This is a genomic window from Natrialba sp. PRR66 (assembly GCF_034808065.1).
GTDB lineage: Archaea > Halobacteriota > Halobacteria > Halobacteriales > Natrialbaceae > Natrialba > Natrialba aegyptia.
In genome coordinates this window covers 374,046-390,548 of sequence record NZ_JAXHGN010000004.1, presented here as the reverse complement: position 1 = coordinate 390,548, position 16,503 = coordinate 374,046, and the positions used below count along the sequence as shown (strand labels likewise).

Here is a 16,503-nt window from a genome sequence, read left to right as displayed (position 1 = left end):
CCCAACGCTCGGGGTTCCACAGCCTTCAGACCGTGGATAATATCACCATGTGTGTAATATTGGGAATATTAATAGTTGGAAATATAACCCTGCATGAGATAGAATGCATAGGGATGACATACCACGGGAGTCGACGACGAGTTCTTAAAGTGACTGGTGTCGCCGGTGTGGGTGCGCTCGCCGGCTGTATCGGCGGTAATGGGGACGATGGGGATCGTCTCAGCTGGCACGCCGGTGGTACCGGTGGGACATACTATCCGCTCTCGAACGAGTTCAAAACGATCGTTGAAGATAACACTGACTTCTCGCTGAACGTCCAGTCGACGGGCGCAAGCGTCGAGAACGTCGGCAGTCTCGCGGACGGTTCAGCCGATTTCGCGCTTATCCAGAACGATATCGCGTCCTTTGCGAAGAACGGAACGGGAATCGATGCCTTCCAAGATAACCCGATCGATACCTTGCAAGGCGTTGCGACGCTGTATCCGGAGACGATTACGCTCGTTACGCTTGCTGGGAACGATATTTCGTCGATTGAGGATCTCAGCGGTGCGACGATCAACACTGGGGATCTTGGATCGGGCACGCAGGTCAACGCTCTCCAGATCCTCGAGTCGGTCGGAATCTCGGACTTCGAGGAGCAAAACGCCAGCTTCTCGCAGGCGTCCGAACAGCTCGCTAACGGTGATATCGATGCGGCGTTTGTCGTCGGCGGCTGGCCGGTCGGCGCGATTGAGGACCTCGCGAACACCAACGACATCGTGATCGTTCCGATAGAGGGCGAGAACCGCGAGACGGTGAAAGAGGATGCGTCCTGGTTCTCTGATGATACCATTCCCGGTGGCACCTACAGCGGCGTCGATGAGGACATCGAAACCGTTGCAGTCCAGGCGATGATCGCCACACACGCCGATGTGTCGGCCAATACCGTCGAGACGGTTACCGCGGCTATCTTCGATAACCTCGGTGATATTTCGATCAAGACCGACTTCATTTCAGTTGACAGCGCACAGAACGGGATGTCCATCGAACTCCACGAGGGTGCGGCAACGTACTTCGACGCTTGATCCGGGCGCCGTATCGTTGTGATCGGGCGGTGTACGCTGACTCGTGGTCGGCCTGCCATGCGTCGGTCCACCGAATCGATTCAAGAACACGAATGACTTCGATTCCCTGCGGGATCGTGGTCGTCTCCATCAGCGTTTCAAATACCAGGGTGTGCCACTGAACCTCCTGTGAGAATGAGTCGCGTCTTCCATCCGAACGTCTTCACTGCGCTACTGGTAGCAGCAATACTGGTCTTTATCGCTGTTGCCGTGACGGTTCCGGTTGAAACAGTGCTCGTCGTCGAGGACATCGAGACTGACGAACGGTATCTTACTGAGCCAGTGTCCGACGAGAGTACTGTGGGCCTTGAGTACACGCATAGCGTCGAGAAATCCCGGGTATATGATGAGTACCGCGTGGATGACCAAACGTTGGTGAACACTCGGATGGAGTTTGAGTCCTACGGCTGGGGGCTGCCCACCGGGGTAGACGTCACGACCGCCGATGGGATGTTCGTGTACGAGCCATCCGAGCCAATTGCGCAATTGCACAGTCTTTCGGTCTCACCCGGACGGACCGCCGGTCATACGCTGATCATTGACGATCATCGGTACGACTTGGTCACTGCGACGAACGCCAGTAACGTTTGCATTCACGTCGAACAGCGATCGCTAATCGAAAGAATCCTATGAATACGAACGATCCATCGGACAGTGGTTCTGACGGACCAAACGACGATCAGGATAGAACGACCGACGACCTGACTGAGGAGGTCTCTCCCGAGGAGGCCGAGGAGTTGATCGATGAAATCGAACGTCGGCGGTCGCTGCAGGGTGGTGCCGCGGTGGTCGTCGCGGTGATCGGCATCACCTTTTCAGTCTTTCAACTGTTCCTGGCCGCACGCGGCTTCTCGTTCACGATTTGGCTGCCGGTCGTCGACAACTGGGAAGTCTCGCTACAGCTTCTGCAGGCAAACGCGGTACACGTCTCGTTTGCGCTTGTACTCACGTTCTTGCTGTTCCCGGCGAGTATGGGTGATGGGTTCGTCACGCGAAACCTAGGCCGGATCGTCCCCGCTGTTTCCCACAGATTTGGTGATCAGAACCCCGTCACGCGTCTGCTTGCGTACACTCAAGCTACGTTCCGGTGGGCGTTCCTTGATCCCAACCGAGAGCGGGTAACGCCGTTTGATCTTCTGTGTATTGTTGCCTCGATACTATCGGCAATCTATTTCTTGACGGAGTTCTCCGAAATTCAGAATATGCGGGTATTTGGGCTTACGTTTGGGCGGCCGGTCACCGGGGTGTATCCGTTCCTCCAACCCGTCCTTGGTGGCGTTCCATTCGTTAGCGAGTACTCCTACGCGATGGCACTTGGCGTAATTGGCGTCCTCTTGGTGCTCGAGGCCACCCGCCGGACGCTCGGTCTCCCGCTCATGATCATCGTTGCAACATTCATTGTCTATGCGCGCTGGGGATATCTCATCAGCGGGGGGACGCCCCTCATCGGCCTGCTCGCGGTCAATGAATTGACCTGGCCGAGCATCGTTCAAAACCTCTGGTACAACACCGAAAACGGGGTCTTTGGTATCCCGGTGACGGTATCGGTAAGCTTTATTTATATTTTTATTCTCTTTGGTGCATTCTTGGAGATGAGCGGTGCCGGCCAGTGGTTCATCGACCTTGCGTATGCGGCCACTGGGAGTCGTAAGGGCGGCCCAGCGAAGGCGAGCATCCTCGCAAGCGGTTTCATGGGGACGATTTCGGGATCATCAATCGCTAACACGGTCACCACTGGCGCGTTTACGATTCCACTGATGAAGCGTTCGGGATACTCACCGGAGTTCTCCGGCGCGGTTGAGTCCTCAGCGTCTTCCGGCGGACAGATTCTTCCCCCAGTGATGGGTGCTGCTGCATTTCTTATGGTCCAGTATACGGCGACGCCGTTCGCGGATATCATCATCCTTGCGACGATTCCGGCGATTGTTTTCTTCTTCGGCGTCTGGGTAATGGTCCATCTTAAGGCGGTCGAAGAGGGTATCGGCGGCGTCGCGGACGTCGACACCGTTTCGCTCGGCACACACCTCAAACGGGGGTGGTTCTACCTCGTCCCGATCGGGTTATTACTGTACTACCTCATCATCGAGCGGCTGTCCGTCTCGCGGTCGGCATGGTTTACGCTCGTTGCGCTCGTCGCGCTGATCTCGCTCGTCTCAGCATACAGTGATGAAACACGCGGGCGGCTCCTCGGCATTTTCGTGGCCATTGTTGGCGTTGAACTGGCAAGCTACGTCTTCGCTGGCATCCCGGTTACCGGACTCGTCACTGGAGCCGGCGGGACTGGAGTCCCCATCGGGGACGCGATCGACCGTGTCATCTCTCGGATCGGCTGGTATGCGATGCTCGCTGGCGTGCTAACGTTGGTGTCCCGTCCGGCTATCGATGCGCCGCTTCTCAACTTTAACCCGACGGTCCAGACGACAGCAGACTCGATCGGCGATCGAACCAGCCGCGATCTCGGTGATCACCAACTGTTTCGCCTCGGTACGTTCGTCGTCAAATCCATGGACGAAGGTGCACGGACGGCTGTTCCAGTCGTGATCGCCGTCGCAGCCGCCGGCATCATTCCAGGAGTTATCAGCGTCTCGGGCCTCGGTCCGAACCTCACATCGCTGCTGCTTGCACTGTCAGGCGGGTCGATCGTAGTTATGTTGCTCGTGACGGCCGTGGCCAGCATCATCCTCGGGATGGGGATGCCGACGACGGTCACCTACATCATCCTCATCTCGATGCTCGCCACGCCACTCGTCGAGTTCGGTATCCCACTTCTCGCCGCGCACTTGTTCATCCTCTATTTCGGCGTTATCGCCGACATCACGCCCCCAGTCGCTGTCGCCGCCTACGCTGCGAGTGGAGTGGCCAAGTCGGATCCGTTCGAGACGGGCGTAAAGGCGTTCTCGCTGTCGCTAAACAAGGCAATCGTCCCCTTCGCGTTCGTCCTTGCACCCGGCATCGTATTGCTTCGTGAGAAGGCCAACGCCGACGAGTTGCCGATCCGCGAACAGTATCGTGTGGTCGGCTTCAGCGACCTCACAGAATTGTCGTACGCTGTTCCGGAGATTGTGGTTCCCGTAATTGGCGTCTTCCTCGGGGTAATCGCCCTGGGTGCGACCGTTATCGGGACGCTGTATACAAGCGTCAATCGCGCCGACCGGACCGGATTCGCGCTCAGTTCGCTGCTGCTTATGGCACCGCGACTGCTTTCAGCATCAGTGTTCGATCTCCTCGGACTCGCCGGTGTGACCGTCTCGGTTGATGCGCTCCTCCTCGACCTCGCGCTTCGTGGCATCGGATTCACACTGTTCGTCGTCCTCGTGGCAAAAAATCACCGAGAAGCGACGAACGTACACAAGACGAGACAGGCTACAGTGGGTTGACTCGAAAGGCGATAAAATATCAGTTGAGAACTCTCGAGACTCCTCAGTATCGAACCAGTGGCTCACGACGGCCCGGCCGAACCGTTCTTACGGTGGTTAGCGATGCCGACGTACTACCGTGCGTTCGCACCTCAAGAATCGGTCATGTCGTAAACCACAATATCCCAACGGCGGTCGGGAATCCCCGCCCTTCACAGTAGTTGCCGATTCAACGCGGACAACCGAACGAAACTGGTCGATCAACCGATTTGGATTGCGGCGCTCCAACGATCTAGGCGACACAGCGAGGAAGGGAGCGAAGAAACGCCGCTGTTGGCGGCGTTTCTGAGCGTTGCCACTCGGTTACGGCGTTCTGACCGATCATCTCGGTCGGACTGATCTCCCCCTATCCGTAATCGGTCACAACAACGAATTCCCTGAAGACACGTGTCGAGATTGCGGTTTCTCCGGGACAGCACCACCTGAGACAAGCACATTTGCAAGGATCCACAGAGTGTACATTGAAACCGCGTACAGGAAGTAAAAGAGCCGTATCGAGAACGTCGGCAACGACGTTCTCGGGAGAAAGTCACCGATCTGGCGGTAGGAGGTCTCAATTCCCCAGCGGCGAACGCTGCCGCGTACGCTCTCGCTGACTCTGCATCTAGATCGAGATTCATCACGAACCAGACGTACTCGTCTTCGGTTGATCGATGCCGTACGGCGAATACCGTTACTGCAACTGAAGGGTCGGCTCACGCTTTCGTTGCATGAGATACTCATCGACGATCGTCTCAGCGTCGGCACTGAGACGGGCTTTCATCCCTTTACTCGAGCGTGCACGGACGATATAGTCGACGTTGAGTTGTTCAAGTTGCGCAACGACGTGAACCTGGTAGAAGCCTCTGTCGAGATAGACGTGTCTGATCGAGATGTACTCTCGTGCCGTTTCGAGCAGCGAGCGACCGACTTCGCGCTTGACACGAAAGCCGGTCGCCTCCAGTGCCAGGACATCGAGTGTGAACCGTGTTCCTGGTGCGACAATACAGAGTGTCGCAAAACAGTAGGTTCGGTTGGTTCCCTGATCAGGATAGGTGATCAGGACGTGGTCAGTGTCGGCTGTGCCGTAAAACCGCCATTGGTTGAGATCGATCGCAACATCGACACAGTCGGGTAACAGCCCGTTGTTTGCGGAGAATCTCGAAGAGGTCGTCGTGGACGCCATCGAACTGATCGTCGATGGCGTCCGCCTCCAGGTCCCGGAGGTGGTAGAGCAGTGATTTTGCAAGCCCGTTGCGAGCCGTCGACGGACTCGCCGTGATCAAGTTGGCAGATTTTCTCAACAGTATTGGCGAACTCCTGCTCGAAGGCACCACGAGAGAGGACTTCCAGAAAGTCCTCTCGTATAGCACCCACAGGGTTTGATGTCGAAATCGAGCGCTGGATACACGACGGTGGAAGCGACACGACAGACTTGTTTAGCTTCGGCCGTTTTGACCATAGCCACACTACCAGCAACGCCGCAAATTAGGTTCGGCGTCTACTGTAAACGGCGGAGAGGATGTCACAAGACGACAGTAGAGGGGGTCATAGAACGATTCGAATAGTATTCTTTCCACCCCACCTGGACTGAACTATCCGCTCACTACACATGCGAACTGAACAACAGTCATTGGTGTTGAATATGACACTAATGCATGGGTAGTTCAGGTGAGTCAACTAAAAGTATTATCCTTATCAGCGTAGCTATGGCCATCGCTGGAGGGAGCATGGTGATGAAGATTATACAGGGTAATGCTGATATTTGGGCAGTGATTGGTGTAATTGCATCTTTTGTAGCGGTAGCAATAGAGATCTTTCAGTTGGTTTATCGACACTCGTGGACTTGAGAGGTATATACTTCACTTGTGCTTATCGTGTGTCAGAAAGTCGCAGAGAGGGTATGGAACCGTTCTATGACAATCTTCGACAGTAGGTAATTCTCAGTAATCAATAAAACATAGGCGTCCCATGCTAGTTAATACGAGGCGACAGCCGATCTCCTACGAACCACCGACGCAGTGGGCAGAACTCCCGCCAGACATCGTTGATACGCTCAACGGATACTCACTGAGCCAGTTCCAGCACGTTGCTCGCTACACTGAGACTTTAGCGGAACATAAGGAACGCGAGGCCCGCCTCGAGGTGGACACGGACGAGAAAGACATTGAAGAACGACCGGACGAACTCTCAGATGATATCCCGTCAAAGGCGACACTCACAATCAAAGAGATCAACGACAACCGCTACTACTGGCAGTGGAGAGAAGGGGGTCAGATCAAGTCAAATACAAAAGGCCAGTCAACCCTAGTGAAGAATAAAAGCGACATTCCTGGTAACCTAGTGACAATGTGAACACCCCGGGTGTCGAGTATAAGCCTACAGAGTTCATTATAAGAATGGTATAAAATAATGCCCAGAGGGTAGAATTTGACGACCCCTCACCACCCCGGGTGTCGAGTGTAAACCCTCGAGAACACTGAGTATATAGGCCCTCACAACCAGATAGATTTGAAAGAGAAACGACATCCCAAACTCAGACATCTAGGACCCCAGGTGTCGAGTGTAACTATAGCGTGAGTCTATAATTCTACGTCGGAAAAACGCTGATCGGACTCGATAGCGGTTTGCACAACTTCTGGATTTTCAAGTAAGTAATAGAAATTAGTCATTCCTTTGCCACGGCCACGACCAACCCGGTCTGTGATTCCTAAAATATCGAGGAATGCCTGTTCATTCAGTCTATCAGCCATCCGACGCTGAGAGAGTGCATCTATATCAAGTGTCCTCGTGAGTTGTTCATACTGCTCGTAGATTTCGCGGGTAGAGAACTCTTCTTGCTTCTGACCATCTGTAAGTAATGCGAGCGCATAGACAGCTGCCTTCGATTGAGTCGGCTGATCTTGAAGCAACTTCGAGAATCGATCGATATCCGCCTGTTCACGGGCATCCCTGACGTGCTCTTCAAGAACTAGGTCGCTACCGTCGTTCTTTGCAAGTTCGCCTGCATTTCGAAGAATGTCAAGTGCCTTTCGAGCATCACCGTGTTCCTGTGCAGCGAATGCGGCAGCCAGTGGAATCACCTCATCACTAAGAACATCCTCGTGGAAGGCATCTTCTCGATGACGCATAATTTCTCGCAACTGATTTGCATCGTATGGAGGAAAGATAAACTCACGCTCCTGTAGACTACTGAGAACTCGTTCATCGAGACTGTCCTTGAAAGAGATCTTGTTACTGATAGCAACTATCCCGACCTTGCACGACTCGAGTTTCCCAGCTTCCCCAGCTCGAGAAAGCTGCATTAGCACGTTATTCTCTTGGAGCTTGTCTATCTCGTCAAGGATAATGATAGCAACATCATGTAGGCTATCAAGAATATTCCAGAGTCGATCATAATACGCATTTGTAGAAAGTCCAGAAAGCGGCACAGAGATATCTGTTTTTTCTGGGTTGTTAAACGAACGTGCAAGCTTTATCACCACTTGCGTTTCTGTTGACGCCTGTGTGCAGTCGATATATGCCCGGCTTAGGTGTGTCTCCTCCTTTTGAGCGAAACGTTCAGCACTCTGAGTAACGTGTTTGGCAACTAAGCTTTTTCCTGTTCCTGTTTTACCGTATATAAGCGTATTCCGTGGTTTCCCACCTCGAATTGCTGGGTGGATGCTATTTGCGAGGTCTGAGAGTTCATCGTCTCGGCCAATGATCCTCTCCTCGTCCGGAATGTGCTCAATATCAAGGAGTTCCTTGTTGACAAAGATTGGGTCTTCACTCTGCCAGATCGAATCAAGAGAGCTCTGTTTCTCGTCGCTCATCTTGGTGATCGGCCCCCAGGAGACCGTTTCATTGTTACACACGACGGTCGGTGTTCTACATAAATCTAGGTGTTTCAAACACACCACGTGTCGAGTGTATAATTCCGAAATCAAGCGATGTAGCCGTTTTAAACAGGAATAAAGTAGACTGCTGCTATTGAAAGCTACTAGGAATCCAGACCCCAGGTGTCGAGTGTATCAATTGATACGATGTGCTTGGCACCTTATCCCATGCATCAAGTGAATATATTCATAAGTCACTGATTATCTTAAGACAAGATGGAATCCACACTTTGGTGAGTCCGAAGACGCACACACACACCCCGGGTGTCGAGTGTAAACGGGCGAAATGGTGGGTAGCTAGCTTTCTCACAGGAAGCTACGTATAACCGTTTGTGCAGACAATTCCGATACTAGGAGTACTGAACAACGGATGTGATCAAGATCCCACAGCTATCTACTACTACTACTATCTAGATGCTATTTATATATTTTATCATTACGGCATATTTATAGATAGATAACCACCATACATAGAAGGGAGACTCTAACTGAATATCGAATTTAACCACTCTTTTATATAGGTCAGAATCAAGGCATAGAATCACATGGTTGTTCGTAGATCTGCTTACATGGTCTCTTCATTATTTTCTCTACTGAGACTGAGAACTCCTCTATTTCCAGTATAGCACTTTCTCTGAATTCCATAGAGACAAATTATACTACCGAACCTCGGTGGTTTACACTCGACACCCGGGGTGTGTGGGTACCAATATAATTCTGATGGATATACAGAATATAAGTTCGGTCAGTCAGTCACTTCGAGGAACGAGACACGCCAGTTTTCACTCTCTGTGAGTGTCCGTGGTGAAATCGGCGCCGATTCGTCGTCGCGCCACAGTGGCCGTGCTGCTAGGTACGTTGGAGTCCCGGCACGCGAGAGAACCGGATTCTGGTTGCTGACGAATCCGAATCGTTCGAGCAACTTTGGAGGAAGGATACGATTTGAGACGGTTATCACGCCGGCTGCTTTGTTATCAGCGACGGCCGCCGCGAGCAGATCGGCGAACGCCTCGTGGTCCGCCGTCATCGGAAGAGTTTCCATGATCTTCACGGCTTGACCGCTCTCCGTTCGTGTGATTAGCGCAGCGACTGGGCGATCATCACGGTGAGCTACATATATTGTGTGGTCGTAGTTTGGGGCGTCGAATACCCAGTGATAGTACTGTGCTTCACGGTAGGCGTGGAACCGCTGTGGGACGTGAGACTCGTACAGCGATTCGAGGAGATCACCGGGAACGGATGAGTAGCGCGTTACATCGAAGTTACTAGACTTGCTCGAGAACCGACCTCGAACAGACAGATAGGCGCGCGCGGCTACGGTAAGTGATTGCTCGAGTGGAGCGGGAACCCGTTCGGTTGTCAGCATCTCATGGGGGCGTTGCAGCCGGTAGTACATCGGAATGACATCGATCTCGGACCAACCGAGTTTCTTTTGTGCGCCCAGTGATGCAACATTTGGGAAATTAAAGAAGAACGCTGGCTCCCGGTCGAGATACTCGTTAATCGCGGCCTCCGTAATTAGGGAATACAGACCCTGTCGACGGTGGTCAGGATGGACTACTGCATCAACAGGTTTGAGTGCAGAAATAATCTGGTTCTTCCAGCGTACTGGAGACGGAATGTATCCCTGAACGGCAACAATCTTGCCGTTTCGCTCCGCCAATGTGATCGGAACGTGCGAGAGGTACGGGTCGTCGACGAATTTCCAGTCGAACCAGGCAGCACTCAGCCGGTCCCCCCACTGCTTTTCAAACAATGACAGAATGCCATCTCGATCCCCACGTTTGTACCGTCTTACACTGTAGTCATCTGCTGTCTCGTGTGACGTTTCAAGTGACATTTTCTTATAACAGACATCAATTCACTATTGGTATGGTCCCCTTTCTGTCGGATAGGTGTTAACTACTTGAGGTCATCCGAACCGAAGTGAATTAAATAATACCCCTCGGACCAAAGCCAAGTTGCCCCGTTTTTCTGTTGGTTGACGATGGTTTCAGCCGTTCTTTCGAAGAGGCACTGTCTAGTTGAGTCAGTTTGAGAAGTAAGCAAGTCGTTGAATAAATTGACTAGAGATGCTCTCAGACCTGCTCAGCGAGAGCTATGAACCGAATTTATCTCGCCGAGAGCACCCGCCAGATTCAGCCAGCAGACTCACACGAAGGTTAATTCTGGGTGTTGCACAGAATTGTGTAACCTCGGGATGTACGAAGTGTGCGGTGAGAAGGAACTCACGGCCATCCTCGCGCTTGACCCGGGCGATTCCATCTCAGGCCTCGCGCGGATGATCGACGAGAACCTGGAGACGATCCGTCGCGTCGTGAACCGCCTCGAGGAAGTGGGATACGTCGCGTACGCCGATGGACTCTCGTCGTCTCGAGAGCCGTAATTCGCCCAGGCAGAAAGTGATTGCAGTCGCTGCGTTCGGCGCTTTGTGTGTGTGAGCTGTCGGAGACTCGAGAAGCGGAATCGTGGGGTCCGTTGGGGACAGACAGTTGATCTCACCCGAAATTGATCACAGCCGGACCACCAGTTCGGACTCGTCACGTTCGTACGTCGTCCCGAAGTCGCCCGAGCGCTCGCGGATCGTCTCCCGAAGCCACGCCGCCACCTCGTCGCCGGCGAGATTGACCCCGTTGTCGATTTCGATCGGGACCAGCCGAATCTCGTCGATCTGGGCGTCCTCGAGCGTGACTTCGAAGAGGAAGCTGCGGTCGTTTCGGAGGTCGCCTTTGATCCCAAAATCGTCGACGAGGTCGCCGGTGTCGTGGAGAATGACGCCATCGTCGTAGCGTTCGATCGCCTGGACGACGTGGGCGCTGTGGCCGTGGACGAGGTCCACGCCGAGGTCGACGAGCCAGTGGCCGAACGCGCGAAGCTCGTCGTTCGGTACTTCCTTCCAGTTCCACCCCCAGTGAATCGACGCGATCAAGAGATCCGGGTCTAGGGATTGTGCGCGATTGATCATGTCCCTGACGATCCGCTGGGTGTCGTCGTTGTCCAGGTCGGTCCTGGCGAAGGAGGTACCGGCACTGTCGTCGGTCGCGGCGTACCCCCACGGGTGATCAGCAACGGAGATGACCGCGATGTCGACGTCGCCGACGGTGAACGTCGCCGGTGCGTGGGCTTCGTCGGGCGTCGCGCCCCCGCCGGCCACGTTGATCCCGCCGTCCTCGAGCGCGTCGATCGTGTCCAACAGCGCCACCTCGCCGTAGTCCATCGCGTGGTTGTTCGCCAGCGACGCGAACTGGACGTTTCCGGCTTGGAGCGCCGGGACGGCCCACGCGGGATCACCCCGGAAATAGTACGACCGGTTCGGGTACCGTTCGCCGCGCGTCGAGAGACAGCACTCGAGGTTACAGCAGACGCCGTCGAGCGACTCGAGGCGTGGCTGAAGGTCGCCCCAGACAGCCGCCGGATCGATGTCAGACGAACCGTAGATGGCGTTGAGATCCCGCCCAAGCATCGTATCGCCGCCGAAGCCGATGGTCGTTCGGGAGTCGCTGTCGGTGTCGTCAGGTGAATCTTGCTTCTTCGATTCGCTCGAGTCGCCTCTGGGGGTGGTACAGCCGCCGCCGGCTACGGCTCCTACGGCTGTGAGAAAGGCTCGACGGTTGTGCGTCATCGGCTGGAGGGCTGCGGGTGGCTACTTTGGAGGGGAGGGCGGTTCGGAAGCGGTCGGGACCACTGCATTCGGCACATGAGATTGTATTATGGATTGGATGTCTAAAAATTTACCCATGCCTCACTATGCCATGTCGGCTACCGAGACGACCTCGTGATTCGACTCGGTGCCGAGTGCGGCCTTCGATCCGTCGAGATTCGACAGATTTACCCGAAAGACGTCCGCGACTACGACCGCGACGGTGAGGGGTACTATTTCCTCTGCGTAAGACGGGAAAGACACGACAGGAAACGGTCGTACGTCCCTCGTCGGTCATATCGCTGGAACTGGGTGGCATGCAGTGGATCGTTCACCTACGAGAGGGCGTGCGGTTTTCCGCCGGGCATCACGTATATGAATGGTTGACATTCAGTGTTGGGCGATACCAGACTCTACGTCGACCGTCGTCTCGACGGGGACGCCCGAACGCGACGTCTGGAGGACTACACAGCTGCGTTCCGCTGCCTCGACGAGCTGCTGGACATGCCTGTTGTCCGTACCTTCCTCCGCCTGGATATCGACCTCGCACGCCATCGACTGGAATTCGACGGGTATGTCACGGTCAACGACCAGTGTGCCGCGGACGTCTACGTCGGCGGCGACGTGCACCTCAAGGTGCTCCAACGTGACGTCGAGCCGGCCGGCGACGACACGAATGGTCGAATCTAGGTTCAAGGGTATCTCCTCGCGCAAGTACAACCACCGATACACCGACCACAAAGGCGAGAAAATAGGATGGGCGCGAGGATACTACGCAGGGACCGCCGGGCACGTTTCGAGTGAAACGGTCGAGAACTACATTCAAGAACACAAGGAGGGCGATTCGTGACCGAACTCACGAAGACGCTCGAACTCAAACTTGTGGACCCGAACGCCCACAAGCGGAGGAAACTCTGAGAGACACGAGAGGCGTACCAGAACGCCCTCCAAGACGCCTTCGACGCCCGATGCACCACGCAGACCGAAGCGAACGACGTGGTGGTCAACTACGACCTGAGCGGGTACGCGAAGAACGCGCTCAAAAAGTACGTCCCGCAGTTGACGACGACGTACAACGCGGGCGACCTTCACGACGACCAGCCTGTGCGCTTCACCAACGAGGGGCTACGGCTCGACCACAAGCCCGAGAACGCAATAGAGTGGTACGTCAAAATCCCGCACCACGAGGATTACCTCCTCTGGCTACCGGCCCAACCGAATCCCGAACAACGGGGTTGGCTGGAAGCGTTGAACGCGGGAGACGCCACGATGGGCGAGAGTCGGCTGTTCGAGCGGGATGGGACGTGGTATCCCCACGTCACCGCCACCCGCGACGTGGAGGAACGCCCCGAGGTGTCCGCCGAAGAACGGACACCCATCGGAGTGGACATAGGGGAAGCGTCACTCGTCACGGTGTGTCACCGCGACGACCACGGTTCTCCGACCGCGCCCGAACTGTGGGCCGACGAGGGCAAGACCGTTCGTCGGCTCCGCAAGACCTACTTCACCGCCAAGCGCCGACTCCAGACGCGTGGAAGCGAGCGTATCGCGGAGTCCTTCGGGGATGACGTGTGGAAACAGATAGATGACGTGTTCCACCGCGTCACCCGCGAAGTCGTGGAGTACGCCGAGTCCGTCGAGAATCCCGTTCTTGTTCTGGAAGACCTGACGTACATACGGGAGTCAATGGACTACGGCGACTTCATGAACCGGCGTCTCCACGGATGGGGATTCGCCAAACTCCACGCGCAGATACGTTACAAGGCCGTCGAGAAGGGTATCCCCGTCGAGACGGTGAACCCACGCAACACGTCGAAGGAGTGCCACGCTTGCGGTGAGGTAGGATACCGTCCGCGACAGGCGACGTTCAAGTGTACGAACGACGCTTGCTGGATGGGCGAGTACCAAGCGGACGTGAACGGCGCGATAAATATCGCAGACCGCTACCTCAGTGGAGAGAGCCATTCAAGAGAACACACGGATGGCAATGACTTGGCTGAGGATGGGGGGCGTTTGACCGCCCCACAAGACACCCAAGCCGATGCTACCAAGCAAGAGACGCTTGGGACGTATGCGTCTTGAAACCATAGGGCCACGACCGGCCTGAAATCCCGTGGTGGGATTCCCGCGTCTTTAGGCGCGGGAGGAGGTCAATAAGCTGGGGGTTGTCGAGATCGATCCGTGCAACGTGGTTCTGAAGGCCCCCGATATCAGTCATTGTTGTGGATAGGAGGAGTCAGTTCTTCTTGATGAGAATCTGTCCGGTACTCTGTACGAGAACGGTGTAGCCGTAGTAGGAGAAGGTGATACACCCAGCCTTACCGGCGCTCCCGTCGGTGGATTCGAACGCTGTATCGAGTGCCTCGGGATTGATACTATCGCTTAGCGGTGGGAGATTCTCCGGACGCTCTTTTTCGTACTCTGCAATCGCCTGCACGATACGATCACTCGCCCACTCCTCTCCGGTCCAGTCGTGGTGCAAGTGATGCGTCGGTCGTTCGGCCGCCGAGTCTACGGCACTACTCATGAGTTAGTAATTGACAATCACCCAGATGATGTTTAATGAGTAATATTCCTCCTCTTTAAGTCCCATCATATGATGGAATCCGTTCTAGATACCGTTGTATGAAGGTGATCCGCGGACTCGAATTTCACCGAATTGACCATATGTGGTAAAAGTTATAAATTCGACTATGGATCATTGTGTGTAATTCGATGTAGCGAAAATAAATTATATATTAGTTTTATCAATAGTCGTAATTCATGTCTTATGCCTCTTAAAGGTGGCTATCTATACACTCCTATATCAAAGAAATATCTATTACATTTATTCTAGAACAGAATCCCACGTCAACAGAGAACCGACAACACGTAAATAGCAGCGGGGACTGTCAGTCGATATCTTCGTCTATCAATGCCGCGGAGACCAGGTTCCGCATCCCGCGCCGAAGCCGCCCGCTTATCGCGGTTGAGGAGACGCCGACCTCGTCGGCGACGCCTTTGAGGGCCGTGTCTCGCGGCTCGTTGAAATACCCGCACTCGTACGCCGTTTGCAGTGCTTCGATTTGTTCGTCCGTCAGTCCGAACGAGATGTCTTCTTTGGCCCCCGCGCTCCCGTGTATTTCAATGATCTCTAACTTCATTCCGCACTCTTCGGCGTACTCCCAGATCGTGTTGAGTGCCTCTCGGTCCGGGAGCTGTAACTGGACGAACCATCCTCGACGTCTGGTCTTCGTCCGTAACGTGAATCCATTTACTTCCGTGATGATCGGGCTCAGTAATATAGTTCCTTCCGGATGTTCGATATAGTAGATGAACACGTCGTCGTCCGCGTCGACGAGTTCGTAACTGTCAACGGTCGGATCTGATTCGACATGACGCTCCAACTCGTCGCGGTCGTCGTACTTGATGAGAAACGGAAAAACGTTCGAATGCGGATCGGTGTTCGCCTGCGTTATCACTTCAATCTCGATACCATCTACGCTCCGTAACGTCGGGGTCAGAGCGAGTTCGTCGTGTTCGGCGTAGGCTTTTACGGTAATAGGCATCTCTTCGGTAGTGGCTCTGTTTTGGTTACCGAGCGGTCTCGATCGTCGGGTCGATATCGGCTCGCCGATCGTGTATCGTCCGTCTGCCCGGTACTCTCTCGTTGCTTTGGGCAGCATCATAAGAGTATGCTCGAATCAGTCGGATAACAGTTAGCGGTGGCGACGCAGCAGGAAGGAAATAAATGGTGTCCCACACACGTAATGTATAACGATGGCGAACGACACCGGGGGCTGTAAGATCGATCGGGTCGCTCGAGATCGGGAACTCGACGACCTCGATCAGCGACTCCTCGCGCGCCGGAACGCGGGAGCCAGTCTTCGCGACCTCGAAACGTATCACAACCAGCAGGTGCTCGAAGCGGCGGTGAACGAATCGGACATGGAGACGCTGGAGGGCGAAGTCGAGAACCTCTACCGTCTGCTTACCGACGATGACGTGAGCGTCGGAACGCGAGTCGAAGTGCAGTCTCGACTCGAACGGAACGGAATCGATCCGGACGCGGTCACGGACGACTTCGTCAGTTACCAGACCGTTCGGACGCATCTCAACGGCTGCCTCGATGTCGACACTGAGCGAACCACGCGAACCGATCGGACCGACGCGAAGAACGTCGTCTTCAAATTACTGTCCCGAACCGAGTCGATCACTATGCGAACGATCGATCGACTCCGCTCGAGCGGTCATCTGACGGTCGGCGACCCGGAGGTCACGCTGAGTCTGCGCGTCGCGTGTACGGAATGCGGTGAGGAGTACACGTTTGCCCGTCTCGTGGATCGGGGACGCTGTTCGTGCCGAGAGGACGGTCGAACCGCTGCTCGAGACGATGAGACCGAAGCGTGATCGACCGGCGGCGTCACGAGTACGGGACGGGTTTCGAAATCGGCGGTCGGCCGACGATAACGGACCGTCGTATATACGTCTCACCTAGATCGTGAAAG

Annotated in this window: 11 protein-coding genes and 4 pseudogenes; 8 read left to right on the top strand and 7 right to left on the bottom strand. The window is 54.8% G+C overall.

The window, feature by feature from the left end; genetic code table 11:
* Window positions 1–113: 113 nt before the first annotated feature.
* The 3 genes from SM755_RS15790 (at window position 114) to SM755_RS15780 (ending at window position 4,480) form a co-directional block, all read left to right on the top strand.
* Entirely contained in the window at window positions 114–1,064 is a 951-nt protein-coding gene (locus SM755_RS15790; protein WP_323173512.1) for a TAXI family TRAP transporter solute-binding subunit, read from the top strand.
* Between the two features lie 174 nt (window positions 1,065–1,238).
* Window positions 1,239–1,736, top strand: a complete 498-nt coding sequence (locus SM755_RS15785; RefSeq protein WP_323173511.1) for a DUF1850 domain-containing protein — start codon at window positions 1,239–1,241, stop codon at window positions 1,734–1,736.
* The gene (locus tag SM755_RS15780) at window positions 1,733–4,480 is read left to right on the top strand and encodes a TRAP transporter permease (RefSeq protein WP_323173510.1); all 2,748 of its coding nucleotides are present in this window, start codon (window positions 1,733–1,735) and stop codon (window positions 4,478–4,480) included. Before SM755_RS15785 ends, SM755_RS15780 begins: the two co-directional genes overlap by 4 nt.
* 712 nt (window positions 4,481–5,192) lie before the next feature.
* Here SM755_RS15780 and SM755_RS15775 read toward each other — a convergent pair.
* Window positions 5,193–5,684 carry a transposase gene (locus tag SM755_RS15775; protein WP_323173509.1) on the bottom strand — a complete coding sequence of 164 codons (492 nt, stop codon included), beginning with the start codon at window positions 5,682–5,684 and terminating at the stop codon, window positions 5,193–5,195.
* 812 nt (window positions 5,685–6,496) lie between these two features.
* On the opposite strand from SM755_RS15775, the pseudogene SM755_RS15770 reads away from it, so the two are divergent.
* Window positions 6,497–6,819, top strand: a pseudogene (locus SM755_RS15770) (hypothetical protein).
* A gap of 261 nt (window positions 6,820–7,080) precedes the next feature.
* Here the strand turns inward: SM755_RS15770 and SM755_RS15765 are convergent.
* On the bottom strand, window positions 7,081–8,313 hold the full coding sequence (locus SM755_RS15765; RefSeq protein WP_323173508.1) for an orc1/cdc6 family replication initiation protein: 1,233 nt from the start codon (window positions 8,311–8,313) through the stop codon (window positions 7,081–7,083).
* An 808-nt stretch (window positions 8,314–9,121) separates the two neighbouring features.
* Entirely contained in the window at window positions 9,122–10,216 is a 1,095-nt protein-coding gene (locus SM755_RS15760; RefSeq protein WP_323173507.1) for a GNAT family N-acetyltransferase, read from the bottom strand.
* 360 nt (window positions 10,217–10,576) lie between these two features.
* Between SM755_RS15760 and SM755_RS15755 the strand changes: the two are divergent.
* Window positions 10,577–10,741: pseudogene (locus tag SM755_RS15755) on the top strand (RNA polymerase subunit sigma-70); the annotation flags it as partial.
* 147 nt (window positions 10,742–10,888) lie between these two features.
* Here the strand turns inward: SM755_RS15755 and SM755_RS15750 are convergent.
* The gene (locus tag SM755_RS15750; protein ID WP_323173505.1) at window positions 10,889–11,998 is read right to left on the bottom strand and encodes a CapA family protein; all 1,110 of its coding nucleotides are present in this window, start codon (window positions 11,996–11,998) and stop codon (window positions 10,889–10,891) included.
* A gap of 408 nt (window positions 11,999–12,406) precedes the next feature.
* The gene (locus tag SM755_RS15745; RefSeq protein ID WP_323173694.1) at window positions 12,407–12,646 is read right to left on the bottom strand and encodes a hypothetical protein; all 240 of its coding nucleotides are present in this window, start codon (window positions 12,644–12,646) and stop codon (window positions 12,407–12,409) included.
* Window positions 12,647–12,692: 46 nt separating this feature from the next.
* Between SM755_RS15745 and SM755_RS15740 the strand changes: the two are divergent.
* Window positions 12,693–12,866 (top strand): annotated as a pseudogene (locus SM755_RS15740) (transposase); the annotation flags it as partial.
* Window positions 12,863–14,098, top strand: a pseudogene (locus SM755_RS15735) (RNA-guided endonuclease InsQ/TnpB family protein). The pseudogenes SM755_RS15740 and SM755_RS15735, both read left to right, overlap by 4 nt.
* A gap of 154 nt (window positions 14,099–14,252) precedes the next feature.
* On the opposite strand, the gene SM755_RS15730 reads toward SM755_RS15735, so the two are convergent.
* Together SM755_RS15730 and SM755_RS15725 are read right to left on the bottom strand one after the other, a co-directional pair.
* The gene (locus tag SM755_RS15730) at window positions 14,253–14,543 is read right to left on the bottom strand and encodes a HalOD1 output domain-containing protein (protein ID WP_323173504.1); all 291 of its coding nucleotides are present in this window, start codon (window positions 14,541–14,543) and stop codon (window positions 14,253–14,255) included.
* A 364-nt stretch (window positions 14,544–14,907) separates the two neighbouring features.
* Window positions 14,908–15,564 (bottom strand): helix-turn-helix domain-containing protein, encoded by a 657-nt coding sequence (locus SM755_RS15725; RefSeq protein WP_323173503.1) that lies wholly within the window; start codon window positions 15,562–15,564, stop codon window positions 14,908–14,910.
* A gap of 211 nt (window positions 15,565–15,775) precedes the next feature.
* On the opposite strand from SM755_RS15725, the gene rdfA reads away from it, so the two are divergent.
* Entirely contained in the window at window positions 15,776–16,405 is a 630-nt protein-coding gene (gene rdfA, locus SM755_RS15720) for a rod-determining factor RdfA (protein ID WP_323173502.1), read from the top strand.
* Window positions 16,406–16,503 lie beyond the last annotated feature (98 nt).